The 21,688-nt window shown below is 67.3% G+C and carries 15 protein-coding genes; 7 read left to right on the top strand and 8 right to left on the bottom strand.

Annotation, left to right across the window (positions count from 1 at the left end):
• The 3 genes from OG738_RS06210 to OG738_RS06220 are packed head-to-tail and all read left to right on the top strand — an operon-like array spanning position 1 to position 4,545.
• Entirely contained in the window at positions 1-936 is a 936-nt protein-coding gene (locus OG738_RS06210) for a glycosyltransferase family 2 protein (protein ID WP_329051964.1), read from the top strand.
• A gap of 29 nt (positions 937-965) precedes the next feature.
• Positions 966-3,467 carry a glycosyltransferase gene (locus OG738_RS06215; protein ID WP_329051966.1) on the top strand — a complete coding sequence of 834 codons (2,502 nt, stop codon included), beginning with the start codon at positions 966-968 and terminating at the stop codon, positions 3,465-3,467.
• Positions 3,460-4,545 (top strand): glycosyltransferase family 4 protein, encoded by a 1,086-nt coding sequence (locus tag OG738_RS06220; protein WP_329051968.1) that lies wholly within the window; start codon positions 3,460-3,462, stop codon positions 4,543-4,545. Before OG738_RS06215 ends, OG738_RS06220 begins: the two co-directional genes overlap by 8 nt.
• On the opposite strand, the gene rfbD is transcribed toward OG738_RS06220, so the two are convergent.
• Both rfbD and rfbB read right to left on the bottom strand, forming a co-directional pair.
• Positions 4,539-5,432 carry a dTDP-4-dehydrorhamnose reductase gene (gene rfbD / locus OG738_RS06225; RefSeq protein WP_329051970.1) on the bottom strand — a complete coding sequence of 298 codons (894 nt, stop codon included), beginning with the start codon at positions 5,430-5,432 and terminating at the stop codon, positions 4,539-4,541. The genes OG738_RS06220 and rfbD overlap by 7 nt on opposite strands.
• Positions 5,433-5,436: 4 nt before the next feature.
• A complete protein-coding gene (gene rfbB / locus OG738_RS06230; RefSeq protein ID WP_329051972.1) occupies positions 5,437-6,426 on the bottom strand; it encodes a dTDP-glucose 4,6-dehydratase in 990 nt (329 codons plus the stop codon).
• 138 nt (positions 6,427-6,564) lie between these two features.
• Between rfbB and OG738_RS06235 the strand changes: the two genes are divergently transcribed.
• The gene (locus tag OG738_RS06235) at positions 6,565-8,082 is read left to right on the top strand and encodes an LCP family protein (RefSeq protein ID WP_329051974.1); all 1,518 of its coding nucleotides are present in this window, start codon (positions 6,565-6,567) and stop codon (positions 8,080-8,082) included.
• Positions 8,083-8,119: 37 nt separating this feature from the next.
• Entirely contained in the window at positions 8,120-9,415 is a 1,296-nt protein-coding gene (locus OG738_RS06240) for an LCP family protein (protein WP_329051975.1), read from the top strand.
• Positions 9,416-9,444: 29 nt separating this feature from the next.
• Here OG738_RS06240 and OG738_RS06245 read toward each other — a convergent pair whose 3' ends face one another.
• Positions 9,445-10,281 (bottom strand): NAD(P)H-binding protein, encoded by an 837-nt coding sequence (locus OG738_RS06245; protein ID WP_329051977.1) that lies wholly within the window; start codon positions 10,279-10,281, stop codon positions 9,445-9,447.
• 109 nt (positions 10,282-10,390) lie between these two features.
• Here OG738_RS06245 and OG738_RS06250 point away from each other — a divergent pair, with 109 nt between their 5' ends.
• Entirely contained in the window at positions 10,391-11,101 is a 711-nt protein-coding gene (locus OG738_RS06250; RefSeq protein ID WP_329051978.1) for a TIGR03089 family protein, read from the top strand.
• Here OG738_RS06250 and OG738_RS06255 read toward each other — a convergent pair.
• Positions 11,098-11,538 carry a DoxX family protein gene (locus OG738_RS06255; RefSeq protein WP_329051980.1) on the bottom strand — a complete coding sequence of 147 codons (441 nt, stop codon included), beginning with the start codon at positions 11,536-11,538 and terminating at the stop codon, positions 11,098-11,100. The two genes, OG738_RS06250 and OG738_RS06255, sit on opposite strands and share 4 nt — an antisense overlap.
• 259 nt (positions 11,539-11,797) lie before the next feature.
• On the opposite strand from OG738_RS06255, the gene OG738_RS06260 reads away from it, so the two are divergent.
• Positions 11,798-13,654 carry a translation factor GTPase family protein gene (locus OG738_RS06260; protein WP_329051981.1) on the top strand — a complete coding sequence of 619 codons (1,857 nt, stop codon included), beginning with the start codon at positions 11,798-11,800 and terminating at the stop codon, positions 13,652-13,654.
• Here OG738_RS06260 and OG738_RS06265 read toward each other — a convergent pair.
• From OG738_RS06265 to OG738_RS06280, 4 genes are all read right to left on the bottom strand, one after another.
• Positions 13,651-14,466, bottom strand: a complete 816-nt coding sequence (locus OG738_RS06265) for a DUF1206 domain-containing protein (RefSeq protein WP_329056585.1) — start codon at positions 14,464-14,466, stop codon at positions 13,651-13,653. The genes OG738_RS06260 and OG738_RS06265 overlap by 4 nt on opposite strands.
• 166 nt (positions 14,467-14,632) lie before the next feature.
• Entirely contained in the window at positions 14,633-15,058 is a 426-nt protein-coding gene (locus OG738_RS06270) for a hypothetical protein (RefSeq protein ID WP_329051982.1), read from the bottom strand.
• 68 nt (positions 15,059-15,126) lie between these two features.
• On the bottom strand, positions 15,127-16,056 hold the full coding sequence (locus tag OG738_RS06275; RefSeq protein WP_329051985.1) for an esterase/lipase family protein: 930 nt from the start codon (positions 16,054-16,056) through the stop codon (positions 15,127-15,129).
• A 1,044-nt stretch (positions 16,057-17,100) separates the two neighbouring features.
• Positions 17,101-21,324, bottom strand: a complete 4,224-nt coding sequence (locus OG738_RS06280; protein ID WP_329051987.1) for an NACHT domain-containing protein — start codon at positions 21,322-21,324, stop codon at positions 17,101-17,103.
• Positions 21,325-21,688: the final 364 nt, after the last annotated feature.

The raw sequence follows: 21,688 nt of genomic DNA on the forward strand, positions 1-21,688 counted from the left end.
GTGCGGGACGTGACCGCGAATCCCCCCACCACGGTGGTCGTCGTGACCTGGCGGGGTGCCAGGCACGTCACCGCCTGCCTCGACGCGCTCGCCGCGCAGACGCGTCCACATCGGACGCTCGTGGTGGACAACGCCTCCGACGACGGCACCGCCGCCCTGCTCGCGGCCCATCCTTCGCGTCCGCAAGTAATTCGCCTCGCCCGCAACACCGGCTACGCGGGCGCGCTCGCCGTCGCGGCGAAGCGCGTCGACACTCCACTGATGGCGTGGCTGAACGACGACGCCGAACCCGAGCCGGACTGGCTCGCGACGCTCGAGGACACCCTGGACAAAGCGCCCTTGGCCGCGGCGGCGACGTCGCGGCTCGTGCGGCCCGACGGCACCACGCAGTCGGCCGGGGTGCGGCTGACGGCCGACGGCCACGGCGCCGACCTCACCGAGCCCACCGGCGAGGTGTTCGCCTTCTGCGGCGGCGCGGCCCTGCTCCGCACGGACGCGCTGAGCAGCGTGCACGGCGTCCCGGCCGGGTTCTTCTGCTACTACGAGGACACCGACACGGCGTGGCGACTGCGGCTGGCCGGCTGGGACGTCGTCGCGGCACCCGACGCCCGCGTCCGGCACGCCCACGGCGTCAGCACCGAGCTGGGCTCGCCGCTGTTCCACCGCTGGAACGAGCGCAACCGGCTGCTCATGCTGCTGCGCTGCGCGCCCCGCGACGTCGCGGTGAAGCAGCTGGTCAAGTTCGCGGTGCTGACCGCCGTCCTGCCGCTGCGTCCCGGACGGCCCGAGGCGCCGAACTTCCGGTTCGGCCTGCGCTGCCGCGTCCTGGCCGAGGTGGCCGCGCGGCTACCAGCGACGTTGCGCGCGCGTCGCGAGATCGGCCGGCACACGGCCCTCGGCCGAGGCGCGGTCTGGGAGGCTTGGGCGGGCCTTTAAGCTGGCGCCCACCGACGAAGGAGCTGGCTTTGGCGCAGGGGGAACCGCAACCGCTCGTCTCGGTGATCGTGGTCAACTACCACGGCGCCGACGACACGATCACCTGCCTGCGCGCGCTGGCCGAGCACGACTACCGCGAGCTCGAGCTGATCTGCGTCGACAACTCGGACGAAGCCGCGCGCATCCGCGAGGCCGTCCCCCAGGCCCGCGTCATCGAGGCCGGCCGCAACACCGGGTTCGCCGGGGGCTGCAACCTGGGTGCGAAGCACGCGAAGGGCACTGTCCTCGGCTTCCTCAACAACGACGCCCGCCCGGCGCCCGGCTGGGTCTCCGCCGCGGTCGCCGAGCTGCGCGCGCAACCCCGCGTCGCCGCCGTGGCCAGCAAGGTCCTCGACTGGGACGGCACCGGCACCGACTTCGTCGACGGCGGCCTGACCTGGTTCGGCATGGGCTACAAGCGCCACGCGGGCTCGCCCCTGGAAGACGTCCCGGCCGCCGAGCACGAGGTCGCGAAGGACGTCCTGTTCGGCACCGGCTCCGCGATGTTCGTCCGCACGGCCGTGTTCGCCGAGCTGGACGGCTTCGACGAGCGGTTCTTCATGTTCTACGAGGACGTCGACCTCGGCTGGCGGCTCAACCTGCGCGGCTGGCGCGTCCGGTACGTCCCGGAATCGCTCACCCATCACCGCCACCACGGCACGATGGCCGCGGTCGACGCGCCGGAAACCGGCCGCGAGACCTTCCTGCTGGAGCGCAACGCCCTGGCCGCGCTCTACAAGAACCTCTCCGACGAGACGCTCGCCCGCGCGCTGCCCGCGGCGCTCGCCCTGGCCGTGCGCCGGGCCACCGCCCGCGGTGAGCTGGACGCCACCCAGCTGGACCTCGAGCAGGGCGTCGGCCCGATCGAGTCCGGCGACGTCGCGATCCCGCGCACCACGCTCGCCGGGATCCTCGCGATCGACCAGTTCGTCGAGCAGCTGCCGTCGCTGGCGGAGTCCCGCGCGGTCGAGCAGGCCGCCCGCGTCCGCACCGACGCCGACCTGCTTCCCTTGCTGCGCAAGGCTTTGGAGCCCGCCTACCCGCTGCCGCGCTACCTCGCCGCGCACGACATCCTCGTCGAGGCGTTCGGCATCGAGAAGGCGTTCGGCCAGCGCCGCAAGATCCTCGTGATCACCGGCGACGCGCTCACCGAGCGGATGGCGGGCCCGGCGATCCGCGCCTGGAACATCGCGCTGGCCCTCGCGGCCGAGCACGACGTCCACCTCGTCACCACCAACCCCCTCGCGACGCCGCCGCCCGCGCCGTTCCGCGTCAGCGCCGGCAAGCACCGCGAGCTGGAGGCGCCGATCGTCTGGGCCGACGTCGTCGTCCTGCAGGGTCACGTGCTCGAACTCGCGCCGTCGCTGAAGAAGGAGCACCGCGGCAAGATCGTCGTCGCCGACCTCTACGACCCGATGCACCTGGAGCTGCTGGAGCAGGGCAAGGGCGTCGCCGACGACCAGCGCGCGGCCGACCTCGCCGGCGTCACCCGGGTGCTCGACGCCCAGATCGAGCGCGGCGACTTCTTCCTCTGCGCGTCCGAGCGGCAGCGCCACCTCTGGCTCGGCCACCTGGCCGCGCTGGGCCGGCTTTCGCCGCGGCTCTACGACGCCGACCCGACGACGCAGTCGCTGCTCGCGGTCGTCCCCTTCGGACTGTCGACGGAGGCGCCCACGCGGACCGGCCCCGGGCTGCGCTCGACGCTCGGCCTCGGCGGCACCGACCACGTCGTGCTCTGGGCGGGCGGGGTCTACAGCTGGTTCGACCCGCTGACGCTCGTCCGCGCGATCGACACGCTCCGGCGTCGCCGCGGCGACGTCCGGCTGGTGTTCCTCGGCATGAAGCACCCGAACCCCGAGGTCGCCGAGATGGACATCGGCACGCGGACGATCCGGCTGGCGGATTCGCTGGGGCTGACGGGCAAGCACGTCTACTTCAACGAGCAGTGGGTGCCCTACCACGAGCGCCAGAACTGGCTGCTCGACGCGAACTGCGGCGTCACGACGCACTACGAGCACGTCGAGACGACGTTCGCGTTCCGCACCCGGGTCCTCGACTACCTGTGGGCCGGCCTGCCGATCGTGACGACCGACGGCGACTCGTTCGCCGACCTCGTGCGGGCGGAGCGGCTGGGCGTCGTCGTCCCGGCCGAGGACGCCGACGCGCTGGCCGAAGCCCTGGAAAAGTGCTTGTACGACGAGGAGTTCGCCGCGGGCTGCGTCGAGCGGATCGCCGTCGTCGCACAGCGCTACACCTGGCCCGAAGCGCTGAAGCCGCTGGTGGAGTTCTGCCGCGACCCGCGTCCGGCGGCCGACCGGCTGCCCGGCTCCGCGGACCTGGTGACGACGCCGGCGGTGCGCGGCCGCGCGATGCTGCGCCGCGACGCCGACCTGGTCCGGGAATACCTCGCGGCCGGCGGAGCGGGCGAGCTGGCGCGGCGCGTCGGCGGTCGCGTCTTCAAGGTCGCGAAGCAACGGCTCCGTCGTGGCTAGATCCCTCAGCGTCCTCCTCGACGGCACCCCACTGCTCGGCGCGCGCACCGGCATCGGCCGGTACACGTCCGCGCTGATCGAAGAGCTGGTGTCGATCCCCGAGGTCGACACGCGCGCGGTGGCGTTCACGCTGCGGGGCTGGCGACGGCTGCGGCACGTCCTCCCGTACGGCGCGCGGGCGCGCGGCATGCCGGTGGCGGCGCGGCTGCTGCGGATGGCGTGGATGCGGTCGGACTTCCCGCCGGTGGAGCTGTTCGCCGGGCCGACCGACGTCGTGCACGGCACGAACTTCGTGCTGCCGGGCCGGGTCCGCGCCGCGGGCGTGGTGACGATCCACGACCTGGCCTTCTTCGACAACCCCGCGGAGCTGGCTCCGAGCGATCACGGGCTGCCGGAGCTGGTCCGCCGCGGTGCCCGCCGCGCGAACGTGATCTGCACCCCGACGGCGGCGGTGGCCGACTCGGTGGCGGAGCGCCTCGACGTCGACCGCGACAAGATCGTGGTGACGCCGCTGGGCGTCAACCCGGCGTGGTTCACCGCGCGCCCGCCGGACGACGAGCGCCGCGCGCGGCTCGGACTGCCCGCGCGGTACCTGCTGTTCGCCGGAGCGGCGGGCCCGCGCAAGGGCCTCGACTGGCTGACCCGCGCCCACGAAGCGGCGCCGGACCTGCCGGACCTGGTGTTCGCGGGTCCCGGCCCGTTCCCGCGTGGCGCCCGGACCTTCCAGACCGGCTATCTGTCCGATGTGGACCTCCGGACGGTGGTCGCCGGGGCATCGGCGCTGGTACTGCCGTCGCGCGACGAGGGGTTCGGGCTGCCGGTGCTGGAGGCGATGGCCTCGGACGTCCCGGTGGTGTGCACGGACATCCCGGCGTTGCGCGAAGTGGCGGGCGACTGCGCGAGCCTGGTCCCGTACGGCGACGTCGACGGGCTGGCGGAGGCCCTGCGCACGGCGGTGACGGACCCGCACGCGGCGGCGACGTCGGCTTCCCGGCGCGCGCACGCGGCCAACTTCACGTGGCGGACGTGCGCCGAGCTGACGGTCGGCGCGTACCGGCTGGCCTCAGGCCGTCACTGAGCTCGGAAGTAGGCCGCCAGGGCTTCTTCCCAGGGCCGCATCGGGGTCAGCCACGCTTCTTTCCACGAAGCCGGGGACAGCACCGAGTACGCCGGCCGCGTCGCTGCCTGGGGGTACTCCGCCGACGTGCACGGCCGCACCCGCGCGGGGTCCGCGCCCAGGTGCGTGAAGATCGCCTGGGCGAAGCCGCACCAGCTCACCGAGCCCGCGTTGGTGCAGTGCAGGATCCGGCGTTCCGGCCCGTCACCGGCCGCCACCCGGGCAGCCAGCTCCATGAGCCCCGCGGCCAGGTCGGCGGTCCACGTGGGACCGCCGATCTGATCGTCCACAACGGACAGTTCGGGTCGCGAAGACTCCAGGCGTGCCATGGTCTTCACGAAGTTCGAACCCGAACGCCCGTACAGCCACCCCGTCCGCACCACCCAGGACGACGCACCCGAGCCGAGCACGGCGTCTTCACCCGCCGCTTTGGTGCGGCCGTACGCCGAACGCGGACCCAGCTCGTCCGAAGGCTCGTACGGCGTGGTGGCATCGCCGGAAAAGACGTAGTCCGTCGACACGTGGATCAGCGGTACCCGCCGGGACGCGCACGCCGCGGCCAGGACCCGGGGGCCGTCGGCGTTCACCGCGAACGCGCGGTCCTCGTCCGTCTCCGCTCGGTCGACCGCCGTGTACGCCGCCGCGTTGACCACCACCGGGGCCGAGCCGTTCTCGCGGGCGCGGTCGGCCAGCGCGCCGACCGCCGCCAGGACCTGACCGGTCTGCGTCAGGTCCAGTTCGGCCGAGCCGGGGGCGATGACGTCGACGTCCGGGGACGCCGGCGCGGCCAGGTCGCGGCCGAGCTGTCCGGAACCGCCGGGCACGAGCACCGTCAGCCGCACGAGCACATCCTCACTTGTTGAGCGCGGCCCGCTCCGCCAGGGGCTCCCACCACGCGCGATTGTCCGTGTACCAGGCCACTGTCGCGGCCAGACCGTCCTCGAAGGACACGCGCGGAGCGTACCCCAGCTCTGACGCGATCTTCGTGATGTCCACCGAGTACCGGCGGTCGTGGCCCTTGCGGTCTTCGACCGGCTCGACGCTGTCCCAGCCCGCTCCGACGGCCGCGAGCAGCTGCTCCGTCAGCTCGCGGTTCGTCAGCTCGGTGCCGCCGCCGATGTTGTAGATCTCGCCGGGGCGGCCGCCGTCGGCGACCAGCTGGATGCCGTGGCAGTGATCGTCCACGTGCAGCCAGTCACGGACGTTGAGGCCGTCGCCGTAGAGCGGCACCTTCCGCCCGTCGAGGAGGTTCGTGACGAACAGCGGGATGACCTTCTCGGGGAACTGGTACGGACCGTAGTTGTTGGAGCACCGCGTGATGCACACCGGCAGCCCGTGCGTCCGGAAGAAGGAGCGCGCCACCAGATCGGAGGACGCCTTCGACGCCGAATAGGGCGAGTTCGGCTCCAGCACGTGATCTTCGGTCCAGGAGCCGGTCTCGATCGAGCCGTACACCTCGTCCGTGGAGACGTGGACGAACTTCGAGACGCCCGCTTCCAGCGCCGTCTGCAGCAGGTTCTGCGTGCCGAGCACGTTGGTCAGCACGAAGTCGGCCGCGCCGAGGATCGAGCGGTCCACATGCGACTCGGCGGCGAAGTGCACGACCAGGTCCACGCCGCGCATGACCTCGGCGACCCGCGCGGTGTCACAGATGTCGCCGCGGACGAACCGCAGCCGCGGGTCGGCGGCGACCGGGGCCAGGTTGGCCTCGTTGCCGGCGTAGGTGAGTTTGTCCAGCACCACCACCTCGGCGTCGCGCAGCGCCGGGTAGGCGCCGGTGAGCACCTGCCGGACGTAGTGCGACCCGATGAAGCCGGCACCCCCGGTGACCAGGACCCGCATCTTCCCGCCTTTCCCTCGGCCCCGACCGGGGCAATCGGCCCCCAGCCTACGGAGGCCTGACAACACCCTCAGTAGAGTCATGGTGGAGGCACATCGGTGCCCTGGGGGAAGCACGGGGTTTCACAGGGGAGGAAGCGCGTGACCGATTGGCCTGCGCCGACCGTCCCGGCGGGCCGCAACCACGGCGTCGCGGTGTTCGCACGCCGCGGCGGCAAGGTCGTCGTGTCGTTGCTGTCCGTCGCGATCCTGGCCCTGACCTGGTACGGCTGGCAGTTCATCGGTGACCCGAACACCGGCCTGACCACCACGAACGTCTTCGCCGACACCGAGGCGCACGCGAAGCCGCTCGACGGCGCCATCGACATCCTCCTGGTCGGCCAGGACAGCCGCACCGACGCGCAGGGCAACCCGCTGTCGCGCGAGGTGCTGGACATGCTGCACGCCGGCGTTTCGGACGGCGAGCTGAACACCGACACGATGATCCTGGTGCACATCCCCCAGAACGGGAAACAGGCGGTCGCGATCTCGTTCCCCCGCGACTCCTGGGTGGAGCTGGCCGGCGGCTACGGCAAGCACAAGCTCAACAGCGCGTTCGTCTACGCGTACACGGACACTTACAAGACGTTGCAGCGCCAGGGAATGACCGACCTGAAGCAGGCCGACGCGCAGGCGAAGGTCGCCGGGCGGAAGAACCTGATCGCCACGATCGAGAAGTTCATCGGCAAGCCCGGGATGATCGACCGCTACGCCGAGGTCAACCTGGCGAGCTTCTACGAGATCACCAAGTCGATCGGCGGCGTCGAGGTCTGTCTCAACGGACCGGTCAAGGAGGCGAAGTCCGGCGTGGACCTGCCGGGCGGCCGCCAGACGATCGAGGGCGTGCAGGCGCTCGCGTTCGTCCGCCAGCGCTACGGCCTGCCCAACTACGACCTCGACCGGATCGCGCGGCAGCAGGCGTTCCTCTCCGGGCTGGCCCGCAAGGTCATCTCGAGCGACGTGCTGACCAGCCCGGGCAAGATCGCCGACCTCGTGTCGGCGGTGAAGAAGTCCGTCGTGGTCTCGCAGGGCTGGGACCTGACCGAGTTCGCCGAGCAGATGCGCGGCCTGACCGGCGGCAACATCGAGTTCCACACCATCCCGACGCTGGGCAACGCGGTGATCGGCGGCGCCGACGTGCTGCGCGTCGACCAGGCGGCCGTCCAGGCCGAGGTGACGCGGCTGACGTCGGACGGCGACACCCCGTCGACGCCGACGGCCACGCAGCTGCCCGGCGCGAAGGCCGTCACGGTCGAGCTGTTCGACGGCTCGGGCTCGCCGACGCTGGCCGGCCAGACGCACACCATGCTCCAGGGCAAGGGCTTCACCGTCGCCGCCGACCAGAAGCTGAGCACCCGCACCACCACCGTCGTCCGGTACAACCCGGCCGACACCGCCGCGCTGGACCTGGTCAAGCAGGCGCTGGGCGCCGGCGTCCAGGCCGAGCCGGACCGCGACGTCACCGCCGGGCACGTGCGCGTGCTGCTGGGCAAGGACTTCCGCAGCTCGGCCGCGGGCTCGGGCGGCGCGCCGACGTCGTCGGCCCCGCCCTCGGCCCCGGTGTCCACCACCCCCGCCGCGCCGCCGATCACCGCGGGCGACGTTCCCTGCGTCAACTAGACTGAGCACGCAGGGTGGTCGGGGGAGGTAAGCCAGGGTGGAAGACGAGCAGGAAAAGCCGGATCCGGTCGCGGAGCCGGTGACGGAGCGCGACGATCCCGAGTGGAAGCCGTCGCCGTTCCCGCGTGCGGTGGCCCCCGCTCCGGTGGCGCCTTCGCGAGTGCGCCGGGCCGGGCGGGTCACCCGCCGGATCGCGGTCGGGCTCGTCTCGGTGCTCGCGCTCGGCGCCAGCGGCTACGCCTACGTCACCAAGGACCAGCTGCAGAGCACGGTCCCGACGACCGACGCGCTCACCCCGCGCGCCGGCGAGCCCGCGCCGCCGCCCGCGGACGACGGCGCCGACGACATCCTGCTCGTCGGCAGCGACGCGCGGACGGACGCACAGGGCAACCAGCTCCCGCCGCGGGTGCTGAAGGAGCTGCGGACCGAAGCCAACGGCGGCGCGGTGAACACCGACACGGTGATCGTGCTGCGGGTGCCGAAGAACGGCTCGAAGCCGTCCGCGGTCTCGGTGCCGCGCGACACGTGGACGGACATCCCGGGCCGCGGCAAGGCGAAGATCAACTCCGCCTACGGCATCGCGAAGGCGCACTTCGCGCAGCAACTGCGCGAGCAGGGCGAGCGCGACCAGGCGAAGATCGAGCGCGACTCCGACACCGAGGGCCGCCGGGTGCTGGTGCAGGCGGTGCAGGACCTCACGCAGGTGCGGATCGACCACTACGCCGAGATCAACCTGCTGGGCTTCTACCTGCTCACCGAGGCGCTCGGCGGCGTCAAGGTGTGCCTGAACCACGCGACCGAGGACAAGGATTCGGGCGCGAACTTCCGCCGCGGCGAGCAGACGGTGTCCGGCGGCGAAGCGCTCTCGTTCGTCCGCCAGCGCAAGAACCTGCCGCGCGGCGACCTCGACCGGATCGTGCGCCAGCAGGCGTTCCTGTCCTCGGCGCTGCACCAGGTGCTCTCGGCGGGCACGCTGACCAGCCCCGGCACGCTGGCCGGCCTGATGGACGCGGTGCACCGGTCGCTGACCCTGGACCCGGGGCTCGACCTGCTGCAGTTCGCGCAGCAGGCGAAAGGCATCGCGTCGGGCGACCTGACGTTCGCAACGATCCCGGTGATCACGGCGAACGGCCGCAGCGAGGACGGCCAGAGCATCGTGGAGGTCGATCCCGCGGCGGTCCGCGAGTTCGTGGCGGGCCTGGCGGGCCGCTCGGCACCGGCAGCGGCGAAGGCCCCGGGCGGAGCCCCGGCGGGCGGCGGATCGGGCAGCGGCGCCGCCCCCGCCGCGGCGCCGCTGCTCCAGGCCTCCGACGGAGTCCCCTGCGTCAACTAGCGTCGCCTTCCTGGGAAAGCGCGTCCTGGTCAGGCGAAGTCGGCGCGGTGGTCCTCCGCCCACTGCCGGAAGGTCCGCGGCGCGTTCCCGGTCACCTCACGCACCACCTCTGTCACCGCCGACGGCTCCCGCGTCGTCCGCTCCCACGCGCGCAGGACCTCCGGCGGCACCTCCGGCGGCCACCCCAGCGCCGTCATGCGGGCCGTCGTCTGCTCCGGCGTCTCCTCCTCGACCCGCAGCGGCCGGCCGAGGACGTCCGCGAGCACTTCCGCCTGCTCCCGGAACGTGATCGGCGCCGGCCCGCTCAGCGGCAGCGCTTCGCCCCCGTGGGAGCCGTCGACCAGGATCCGCGCCGCGACGTCGGCGATGTCGCGCTCGTGGATGGCGCCGATCCGCGCGTCCGGGTACGGGGTGCGGACGACGCCCTCGGCGATGTCCGCGCGCCAGCCCAGGACGTTGGTGGCGAACGCGCCCGGGTTCAGCAGCGTCTCCGCGAACGGCGCCGCGATCAGCGCCTGCTCCACCGCGCGGTGGAGCGCCGCGATCCGGCTCTGCGAGGACCGCGGCTCGAGCGTCGCCCCCGACGACAGCAGCACCACGTGCCGCACGCCGGCCGCTTCGGCCGCCTTCACGAAGCCCTCGACCCCCGAGGGCCGCGCGTACAGGAACACCCCCGAGACGCCGTCGAGCGCGACGTCCAGTGTGGACGGATCTTCGAGGTCGGCGCTCACCGCGTCGACGCCGTCCGGGACGTCGAGCGTGGTGGCGTCGCGGCTCGCCGCGCGGACGTCCTGGCCTGCGGTGACGAGCGCGTCGAGCACCGCGCGCCCGACGTGTCCGCGCGCGCCCGTGACGAGAATGGACATGGCTGTCCCCCAGCTTCCGAGATACCTTTGCTTGCAAAATAAAGGTACTCAGCTTCGAGAAGCCGTGTCAACCGGCGAGGCACCTGGTCCGCGCTTTAGCCTTGTCCGCATGAGCCTGACCGACGAGCTGCTGCGCCCGCTGCTGGCCTCGCCCGCGAAACCGTTGATCACCCACTACGACGACCAGCTGGGCAGCCGCGTCGAGCTGTCGGTGGCGACGACCGCCAACTGGGCGGCCAAGACGGCCAACTGGCTGACCGAGGAGTTCGACGTCGAGCCGGGCGACGCGGTGGCCGTGCAGCTCCCGGCGCACTGGCAGACCGTCGGCGTGCTGCTCGGGGCGTGGTGGTGCGGGGCGCGCGTCGTGGCCGAAGGGGCCGGCGCGCGGGTGGCGTTCGTCGGCCCGGACGACCCGGAGCCGACCGGCGCGGCGGCGACCGCCGTCGTCACGCTCGACCCGATGGGCCGCGGGCTGGCCGAGGCGCCGGGCGGCGGCGCGTTCGACTACCTGACGGAGGCCCGCGCGGCGGGCGACCAGTACACCCCGCTCTTCCCGATCCCCGGCGACACGGCCGCGCTGTTCGAGTCCACTGTGGACGAGGTGCTGGCCGAGGCCCGCGCCCGCGCGGCGAAACTCGGCCTGAGCGCGGACGACCGCGTGCTGTCCACAAGGGACTGGGACGGGCCGGAGGACATCCTCGACGGCCTGCTCGTCCCCCTCGCCGCCGGCGTCCACCTGGTGCACGTGAGCAACGCGGACGAGGCGAAGCTGGGCGCCCGCCGTGACGCGGAGCGCACCACGGCGGACCTCCCGACCTAGGCGTTCGCCAGCTCACCGGCTTCGACTTCGCGGCGGGCGCGCCTGCGGCCCCACAGCAGGTGGTCGAGTGAAAGCCGCCCGCCGTTGAAGCCCAGCGCCAGCCCGGCGAGCGCGAGCACCAGGACCAGCTCGTAGCCGCCCTGGCCGGTCAGGCCGTTGTCGATGTGCCCCGAAAGCAGCGCGCCGACGGAGATCACGACGTACCCGATGCCGACCAGCGGCAGCAGGAACCCGGCGATGAACGCGACGGAGCCGAGGATCTCGACGGTCATCGCGAACACCGCGGCAGCCGTGGGCAGCGGGATGCCCGACATCTCGAAGAACTTCGCCGTGCCGGCGATGCCGTTGTTCCACTTCTGGAGCCCGTGCGCGAGGAAGACAACCGCGACGCCGATCCTCCCCAGCAGCAGGGCCACGTCCTTGACTCGTCCGAACATCCGGTTTCAGCTCCCCGGTGGGTGAATTTTCAACTGACCTGGCCCAAGTTAGGGCCCCGGAACGCCCGATCGCAGCATCGGAGGGTGATCGACAGGGAACCGACAGGGACCGGCAGCGACACGAAAACCCGGTTGGCGACCACCGCAACGACCGCTATCTTCCCCCTGACCTGCGTCGACGACCGTGAGGAGACCCCGATGCGCCGACAGTCCGTCCTGCCCGGCCTGTCACTCGCATCACGAAGGACCTCCCACGACCGTGAAAACCCTGAACATCGGCATCCTCGCGCACGTCGACGCCGGTAAGACCAGCCTGACCGAGCGCCTGCTCTTCGAAGCGGGCGCCATCGACCACCTCGGCAGCGTCGACGGCGGCGACACCCAGACCGACTCCCTGGAGCTGGAACGCCGTCGCGGCATCACCATCCGCTCCGCGGTGGTGTCGTTCGTGACCGGCGACACCCGGATCACGCTGATCGACACCCCGGGTCATTCGGACTTCATCGCCGAGGTCGAACGCGCCCTGCGCGTGCTCGACGGCGCCGTCCTCGTGGTGTCCGCCGTCGAAGGCGTCCAGGCGCAGACCCGCGTGCTGATGCGCACGCTGCGCCGCCTCGGCATCCCGGCGCTGATCTTCGTCAACAAGATCGACCGGCCGGGCGCGCGTGACCTCCTCGGCGAGATCCGCGCAAAGCTGGCGCCGCGGGCGATCGCGCTGACCGCCCCCACGGCACCCGACGAGCTGGCCGAATTCCTGGCCGACGGTGACGACACCTTCCTTGCGTCCTATGTGGACGGTCCGGTCGACGCCGCGGCCTGCCGCGCCGAGCTGGTCCGCCAGGTCGCACGCGGCGCGGCGCACCCGGTCCTGGCCGGCTCGGCGATCATCGGCACCGGCGTCCCGGACCTGATCACGGCGATGGCCGAGCTGCTCCCGGCGACCGAACGCACCGGCGACGGACCGCTGCACGCGACGGTGTTCAAGATCGACCGCGGCCGCGCCGGGGAGAAGATCGCCTACGCGCGCCTGCACTCCGGCTCACTGGCGGTGCGACAGCGGATTTCCTTCTACCGCGGCGAAACCGAGCTGACCGGCCGCATCTCGGCGATCGACGTCGCCGGAGACGACGTGGCGCTCGCGGGCGACGTCGCCCGCGTGCGCGGGCTGCGGGACGTCCGGATCGGCGACCGGCTCGGCTCCCCCGGAGCCGCCCGCGACGGCGTCTTCGCGCCGCCGAGCCTGGAGACCGTCGTGCGGCCGGTCCGGCCCGACCAGGCGTCAGCACTGTTCACGGCGTTGACCCGGCTGTCCGAAGAGGACCCGCTGATCGACGTCCGCCGCCACGACCACGACGTTTCGGTGCGGCTCTACGGCGAGGTGCAGAAGGAAGTCCTGCGCTCGATGCTCGCCGACGGCGCCGGCATCGACGTCACCTTCGAGCGGACGCGCACGCTGTACGTCGAGAAGCCGGTCGGCCGCGGCGAGGCTCTCGAGGAGCTGGATCCGGCACAGCGGCTGTACTTCTTCGCGACGGTCGGGCTGCGGGTGGAACCGGGGCGCGGAGTCGGGTTCGGGCTGTCGGTCGAGCTGGGGTCGCTGCCGCCGGCGTTCCACAAGGCCATCGAAGAGACCGTGTACACCACTCTCGAGCAGGGGCTGTACGGCTGGGAGGTGCTGGACATCGCCGTCACGTTGACGCACACGGCGTACTTCAGCCCGATCAGCGCCGCCGGCGACTTCCGGAAGATGACGCCGTTGGTCCTGATGGCGGCGCTGAAGCAGGCCGACACGCGCGTGCACGAGCCGGTGCACCGCTTCGAGCTGGAGGTGCCGGCCAAGGCCGTCAGCGCGGTGCTGCTCAAGCTCGCCGACCTGCGCGGAGTGCCCGGCGAACCGGTCGCCGGGCCGTCGTCGTGCACGCTGCACGGCACGATCCCGGCGGAGCACGTCCACGCGTTCGAGCAGGCGCTGCCCGCACTCAGCCAAGGCGAAGGCGTGTTCCTCAGCGAGTTCGCGGCCTACCGGCCCTGCCCCGGTCCGCCGCCGACCCGGCCGCGGACCGGCGAAAACCCGTTGGACCGCGACGAATACCTCGCGCAGGTGTCCCGGCGTTAGCGCTTGTGCGCCCAGCCGGCGCCGAAGCAGTACGCGCCGAACGCGGCCAGGCCGAGCGCCACGACGGTCAGCAGCACGGTGCCGAAGGGCTGGGCGGCGAGCGTCTTGAGCGCGGCGTCCAGCCCGCCGGCCTTGTTCGGGTCGGCGGTGAACCCGGCGATGGCGAGGAGGATCGCGACCACGGTCAGCACGACGCCCTTGGCGAGGTAGCCCGTGGTGCCGAGCCAACTGATCCAGCGCTTGGACTTCCCCGGCAGCTCGGTCGTGTCCAGGTCTTCGAGGAATGTCTTCTTCACGCCCTTCACCCCGGCGGCGATCGCGACCCCGAGGACGCCCGCCGCGGCGATGACCACCAGCGCCGGCCCGGCCGGCAGCTGGAGCAGCTTGGCGGTGAACTCCTGCTGCTTCTGGTTGCTCGACCCGCCACCACCGCTGCCGGTGGCGATCCGGAACGCGGTGAAGCCCAGCACGATCACGACGACGCCGCGTGCGGCCGCGCCGATCCGCTTGCGCGTCCGCTTGCCGCCGCTGACCCATTCGTAGCCGGTGGCGGCCATCAGGAACTGCCAGAGGCCGAACAGGACCAGGCCGATCGCCAGGATCCAGAGCAGGACCTGGCCGAACGCCGTGGAGCCGACCTCCTGCAGCGCGCCCTTCTGGTCGGCCCGCTCGCTGCTCCCGAAGGCGACCTGCACGGCCAGGTACGCGATGATCAGGTGCACGACGCCGTAGCAGGCCATGCCGATCCGGCCGAGCAGCTGCGCGGTGTCGCTCTTCTCGCCTCTTTCGGCCTCCGCCTCGCCCCGGCGCACCCCTCTTTCGGCCTTCGCCTCGGTTCGGTTCGTGCCGTCTGATGTCCGGTTCATGCCTGCTGAGGTACCCATTCCGGTTCATGATCGGCTGGGCCAAGCGGCCTAATCACTTGCTGTGCCCGAGCCGATCGCAAAGTGAACCCGGCTGAGCGGCTCCCGCGCTCGCTCAGGCCGGGCGGCGCCGGATCGCGTCGAGGGCGGTCCAGCCGCCGTTGACCGCCAGCAGCGTCAGGACTTGCTCGGCCTGCTCGGCGAAGCGCGTGAGGTCCTCGTGCAGCAGGGCCGCGCGTTCACTGTCGAGCTGGTCGAAGTCGTCGAACCACAGCCCGATCGCCGACCCCGCCGTGACGACGAGCCCTTGCACCAGGCGCAGGAATCCCGGCGACGGCTCGGTGGCGGCCGCCCGGTAGGACGTCTCGATCTCGTCGCACGCGGCGAGGAGCTCCCGCAGCTGGCGGACGGCGTCGGCGGGGGTGCCGTCCCAGGCGGCCGTCGGCCAGGCGCGGTCGGACAGCTCGAGCCACAGCCGCCAGCCGGCGACCAGCTCGGCTTCGTCGTGGGGCGTCCAGGACGCCGGAACCGGCCAGTACATGGTTCGAGCGTGACACCGCCGGAGCGGAAATCCGCCCCGGCGGTGGGTTATGTCTCATGTGGCGTAGCTCAGCTGATCACCGGCGGCACCGGCACGCAGGGCGGCGTCTTGGCGTGCGCCGGGTCGAGCGCGTTGAGCACCAGTCCCTCGGCGACCGGGTCGTAGGTGATGCCGAGGTGGTCGGTGAAGTCGAGCCCGCAGACGTTCTGCAGCAGGATGTTCTTGACGTTCGGCGCCGCCGCGAGGAATGCGCTCGTGTACGGCGTCACGACGTCGTCGTAGCGGGTCTGGATGACGGTGTACTGGATCCCGGGCACGGTTTCGCCGCCGGCGTTGAGGTCGGTGAGGAAGGCCGAGCCGACGGCCTGTTCGTTGCACGACTGGCAGAAGGTACCGAGCCCGGCCGGCACGCCGGGGATCAGCTCGAGGGTGCTGAGCAGGCCGAAGAGGTCGGTCCCGTGGTTGGACGGTGACAACCCGACGAGCCGGCTGATCTTGCCGGCGCCGCCGAGGTACTTGATCCAGTACCGGATGTTCATGCCGCCCTGCGAGTGCCCGACGACGTCGAGCTTGCTCGCCCCGGTCGCCTGAAGGATCTTGTCCCCGAAGGCGGCAAGCGCTTTCGCGGTGTCGGCGACCGGCCCGACGGTCTGCAGGAAGCTCCCGGACGCCCCGCCGAAGTTGCCCGCGAAGACGCAGTAGCCGGCGTTCGCGAGCTTCTGGGAGAGGTTGGCCCAGTTCTCGTAGGCGTTGGCGGTGGTCCCGTTGGAGAGCAGCACGGGGTTGGGGTGCTTGTCGGAGGGCTTGCAGTTCCAGTCGTTCGCCCCGGGCGGCGCGATGCTCGGCGCCCCGAGCGAGTAGGCGGCTGCCGTGAGGATGTTCGGCTGCACGGGCCCGGTGGGCTCTTTCTCGGCCGCCTGAACGGTCCCGGCCCCCAGTGTCAGCGCCGCCAACGTAGCGACGGCCGCCGTGAGCCACCTGCGCGTCGTTGCACCCATCCGTTTCACCTCTCTGTGAACCGATGGTGATCCGCGTCACCGATGAGTTAACGCGCGGGTAACTTGTCCGGACACTCCCCTGGGTGAGTGATTTTCTTTCGGCCGATGACCTGCTATGAGTGACACGAGATGGCTCGAGTGCCACTTACGGACGTGACAAAAAAGCCCCCGGCGCGACGGCGCCGGGGGCTTTGGTGGGTCCGGGTGGTCAGCCCTTGAGCAGGGCCCGCGCCATCACGACCTTCTGGATCTGGTTCGTGCCTTCGTAGATCTGCGTGATCTCTCGGCCGATCTGAGCCGACCTGGCGATCATGCCCTGAAAATAGGCTCCGAGCTGCGCGAATCCATCTCAACACTTCTCGGCGGATCTTGGCCTTCCCCGACGTCCGACGGCCTGTAGACGGCCTGGCGACGTCGGGGACCTTGCCATGCCCGGCGGCTCGCGCCTGCCAGTCGATGAGCTGGAAGCGGCTCCACAGTGCGCCCTGATTGGGGCTGCGTCGTCGGCTCGGCTGCTTCATCGTCGGCACTCCTCCGGCTGGTCGGCGTCGGCGAGCAGGTAGCGCAGTGGCTGTCCGTCCCCGTCTTCCTCGCCCCTGCCGCCCGTTAGCGCCGGGTCGCCGGTGTCAAGGGTGAGCGCAGCTCATCGCGGAGCGACGCCGGAGGCGCCCTTGATGGCGGCGGGCCGGTGTTAAACGATCGCCTGCGAGGGAGCAGCCTCCCCGGCCGGCAGTCCGCTTCGCCCGAATCGGTCATCGATCTTGCGGAGGCTTGCCTGTGCGGCCGTAGAGTGCAGGGTGCGGTACCCGGAAGCGTCCGCGTTGAGCAGGGCCAAACTCCGCGCGCGATGTGACCGGGTACCGCCTTGCTCTGGTGGCGCCGTCGGCGGCGCTGCGCACAGGGCGACCTCCGGCGGCCCGCCCGGCGACCGGCGGCCGGAGCGGAGCGGCAGGCCGTCCGTGTCGCAATCGGGCGGGCCGCCGTGCGGCCCCGAGGTGCGCCGCCGACGGCGGCGCCTTGATCCCATAGAGCCAAGTTCGGCAACTACTCCGCTTCGACAACGAGCGGAAGACCAAGCTCGCGCTCGTGCATCGCGAGACTCTGATCGGCCTCTGCAAGCAATACAGCCATTGCGTCGACCAAGGCGGCATGGTCAGCACCGAGCCTAGAATCAGGGATCAGCGAGCTGACAAGCTCAACCCAGAAGTCACGCTGATCAGCGTTGCGAAGCGCATCACCAGGCAGAATACCAAAGAAGTACGCAATATTGCGCGCCGACGCTCGTGACAGCAGCTCCTTCAGGCACGCCATGTCGACACTCGAGCTAATTTTCCGGAGCGTGAATAGATTCAGGGCAGCATGAATATCGTCTTCGGTTGCGGCCGATTCAGCGAAGGCACGATGCGAGGCGTTGAATCCTCGAAACGAGAACTTCGCCGTTTGGACGCCGTTGCTATCGGCCCAGAATCTAGCCGAAGTTGTAATCACATCAATCATAAACCGCGCACCACGGGTCAACTCCACCGACTGCCGACTAATCAAGCACTTCAGTGCGCCATGAATCATACGTGCAATAACCGGCTTCCTATTCCAGGAATACATGGAAGGTGCTGGATCGTTGGAAAATCGCGCCAGGCTTGAGTGAACTATATTCGTCGATTCTGAATCTAAATCCTTCTTGCGATACATGAAGTGTGCATACTCCAGGCAAAGTCGCACATCCGCTTCACGCGCCGCAATAGTCGCACCCTTGGCCATCGCCGAAACAACGTACGCAATATCTGCCTGGGGTCGGTCTACTTCTTTTACATCTACCTCGATGTCAAAGCTTGCTAAGCTGTGCCAATTTCGCTCTGATATGAACCCGTCGCGCTCGATATTCACGGCAACTTCGCGAATATCGGAGAAGGTAAGGATAGTCGTCAAGGCCCCAGTCACGCGAGATGCTCGAAAAACTAAATCGAGAACCAATGACGATTCAAGTGCACTAAACGGCCAAGAAATACCAAGTTGTTGAGCATCGTTTTCGGTGAGCATGAAGCGATGCAGCTCACTCTTATTCCGAAGCCGCACACTCGACCATTGCGAGACTCTATATTCTAAGGCTTGTCCCTCTTCAAACCCACGTTTCCCGCCAAATCTACACAAAAGCTCGACGGCATCACCGATTTCGATCTTATCACCGCGTCGAACACTATCAACTACAACTAGTATGACTGGCCGCCATAACAACCCGAGGTCACTGACAAGATTGTAGATACATGAGTGCGAACGATGTCTAATAAGGATCTCGACAAAGGCTCGCGCGCTCGCAGGGGTGACGTCTCCAATTAGCGCGTGCAGCATCCAGGGAATAATCAAGAGACAGTCAGGAATTGCCGCCAAATGTTGATTTTCATTTGGATCCAATTGGCCCTGGATGACATAGTTCGGAGCGTGTCGATCTAAGTCGAACTGCACTATCGTTTCGTCACTAGGCCGAAAAACTCTGCCATCAGTCGTCTCGCGCTCAAATTGAACAGCCAGCCCTAGAGACAAGAGGCAAGTTACCAGCACTCCTGGCATCGACCTTGGTCGCATTTCTTTTTCTAGGCGATCCAAACTAACGCGATAGCCATGCAAAGTTCGCGTCGATTGCGGTTGCCCGAACGCGAAGAGATCCGACAGACACGACCAGATGACCGTATCTGACACCCCGTCAGCCAGCGAACGCTCAACAGCGTAAACGAGTTCCCCGCCGCTCAACGATGCGAACACACGCACCAACTGCTCCGACGACAACAATTTGACAATATTACTTACTGTCGATTCACCAATCTGCGCTTGCGACAATCTGAGGCGATAGATATTCTCGAGACATGCACTTCTGGTATCAGCATTTTCCGCTAGCTTTAATACAGCAACGCGCTGCAACTCGGGATCTGCCTTACATGCGTAAACAACCTCGGGAAAATGCACGATGTGCCTACTGTCAAGCAGTTCCAGCTTCTGCCTCAGTAACACGCTGACATGATCGCGTACATCCTCCACGGGAAGCTTTTGCAAGAGCTCTTTAATTTGCAAAAGGCGACCATAGGAGTTACTGCGCTCTAAACTTTCTAGTGCGATTTCGAGCAGCCTTCGCTGACCTCGTCGATTGTGACCGAATGCTCGATCTGCCGCTAGCTCGAGAGCCAGAATACTGCCACGATGCACGATCGACGAGTGCGTTTCCCGGTTGAGATCGTGACATACTTCGATGATATTTCCAGTCTCACCAGAGTAGTTTCTGCCAACTCGACCCGCGAAGTACAATGCAACATTCCGCCAGTGATCCAATCGCGCAATAGCATCGAACCTTCGGTACCGCATGTCGGTACCGGTCGAGGTGTCGGTCATGTGACACGCAGCAAAGAACTCTTGGATCGATCTTAACTCGAATCCGAATTGATCTGACCGAGGTTCGACAAGAAGGACGAGGCGCTCGCCGGCGTCCGTCGTAATGGCACGCTGGACAGCTTTAATCTTCTGAGGAGCAGAGAAAGGGTCGCAGTATTTCAGGTAATTCATGACTTCAGCTTCATAATCTGGCCTATCTAACACCGCGCTTGCCGAAGTCGCCGAAGTCGCTTTTTCATGCAAAATGTAACCGATATACTCATGCAGGCCAACCAGTTTTTCACGTTCAGAACTTACTACATTCTTACCTTTCCCAGTCTCTCTCTTATATATTACATTCAAGTATTCGTCGAATAGCGCTTCTCGTTGCCGGGGTGGCGCGCCACCCGAAGAAATGATCAGAACGAGGATCGTCACTTGCAGCGGAGTATTTGTGAGAAGCTTAATTTGCGGATCGATCAGACATTCTTCAATATTTTCTTTCAAATGTTCAGCCTTGCTAGGCTCAATTGGCCTGGCGCCAATCCATTTGACTACATAGTCGCGAACCTGATTGGGAACCAGCTTGATTAGGCGCAGATGAAGGTAGGTCTTTGGACTGAATTGATTTGAGTATCCCGTCGGCCTAGTTGCGGCCAGTATCTGCATATCCGCATTGAACGTCGTCCTACAACGATCGGTGAACTCTGCCAACCGGTCGAGAAGGGATCGGCGGATATCCTCACCAGTGACTTCGTCAAGACCATCGAATATCAACAGCGTCGGATTTTCTTGGATAACGCGATGCAACTCCTTCGTCGTAATAGGTCTTGCCGTCGCCTGCTCAATATGACCGGTCAGATATTCGTCAAGTGTTCGACCAGTATTGATTCCTTCAACATTGGGACGAGCGAGCCATTGGGCAAAATCACGCAGTACAATCCGAAGCGGAATTCTTAGAACAACTGGCGCATACGGCTCGTCTATTGTTATTTCATCGGACTTTCCAATGAGACGCGCGCGATGTATCTGCGCTAGAAACTGCCCAATTGTTGACTTGCCCTCGCCTGGCCCTCCGACAATTACGAGGCTTCCAACTGAATCGGTCGTCAACAGCAGGAGGGGTGACCAGCTGTTCTCCCGACTTTGGGATTGCGAGCTTCCGTAGCGACGATTAAACTCCGCTAGTTGCCTTCCACCAATACTGCTGATTTCTTGATCGTAAGTGGCCAACAAATCAAAAAATACGTGCTGGATGCGTACCGGCTCCTCCGACATGTCTCCAGCCTGGTCCAGCTGCGCGTTCTGTTCACGAGTATAGAGTACCTTGACGTATTCTTTTACCGTGATGGCAAGATCATCAATCTCTTGATCGTTCCTTTTGATCAACTGATGCAGCACGTCGCCAGCGACGATGAAGTGCAAATACGAGGTTCTGATGTCTACATAGTTCTCGAGGAACCTATTTATGTCGTCTGCGCCCCAGACGTGAATGTTCTCAATCTTGTCACTATATTTCGGTGCGATACTGTTGGCAATCGTATCAAGATTTCCGGTGCCAGCGACCCCAGTCAAAGGCACATTAGTCGCCAGTATGTAATTGTTACATGGATGCTTATACTTATTTGTGATCTTATCAAGCTCGTCTTCGAGCTCACTTAGGACTTGCTTGCGCGCCTTACCGACCCCAAGGAGTTCCAGGTCGTGGTACTTGGCCTGGAAGATCCACTTTCCCGAAAACTGATGCCTCTGAGACGGATACGGAGCAGAACCTTCATATGTAGCCTCACGGGCACCGTCCCGACCTGCACCAAATGTGATGGTTCCGGCACCGATCACTTTCTTGATGACAGCCTGGACGAGATGCTCAAATTCAGTGCTGCCGAGTCGGCTTAGGTCATAATTTGGCAACTCTGCTCCTGACTTCGCGGACTGCAGGGTGAATCACCCTACAGTGGCGACGCCAATAAGGCGAGGCACCGCGCGAACATGATGACATGAACTGCTCACGCAAACGCCAGTGAACCTATAGAGAACAATCAGACTAGTTGGTTGGTCTCCAACTTCAAGCGAAGCTCGCGGCGGCAGCAGCGGCAGCAGCGGCAACAGTCGAATATTATGGAGCTTCGCTGTTCGAATCACAAAATAGTTTGTTGGATCGTTCTATGCATAGGCGACCATGTCACAGTCTGTCAGCAGTGGCGTCACACTGACGGGCGGTCGCGCGCGACAGCAAATCAGCGTTAGCTTGACAGTAGCAATATTGACGCTGAGA

It is taken from the genome of Amycolatopsis sp. NBC_01488, from assembly GCF_036227105.1.
Taxonomy (GTDB): Bacteria; Actinomycetota; Actinomycetes; order Mycobacteriales; family Pseudonocardiaceae; genus Amycolatopsis.

Excerpts from the sequence above, each read along its gene's own strand:
- OG738_RS06275 (WP_329051985.1), bottom strand. The coding sequence starts at position 16,056 with ATGGGTGCAACGACGCGCAGGTGGCTCACGGCGGCCGTCGCTACGTTG.
- OG738_RS06250 (WP_329051978.1), top strand. The coding sequence starts at position 10,391 with ATGAGCCTGACCGACGAGCTGCTGCGCCCGCTGCTGGCCTCGCCCGCG.
- rfbB (WP_329051972.1), bottom strand. The coding sequence starts at position 6,426 with ATGCGGGTCCTGGTCACCGGGGGTGCCGGCTTCATCGGGTCGCACTAC.
- OG738_RS06270 (WP_329051982.1), bottom strand. The coding sequence starts at position 15,058 with ATGTACTGGCCGGTTCCGGCGTCCTGGACGCCCCACGACGAAGCCGAG.
- OG738_RS06255 (WP_329051980.1), bottom strand. The coding sequence starts at position 11,538 with ATGTTCGGACGAGTCAAGGACGTGGCCCTGCTGCTGGGGAGGATCGGC.
- OG738_RS06245 (WP_329051977.1), bottom strand. The coding sequence starts at position 10,281 with ATGTCCATTCTCGTCACGGGCGCGCGCGGACACGTCGGGCGCGCGGTG.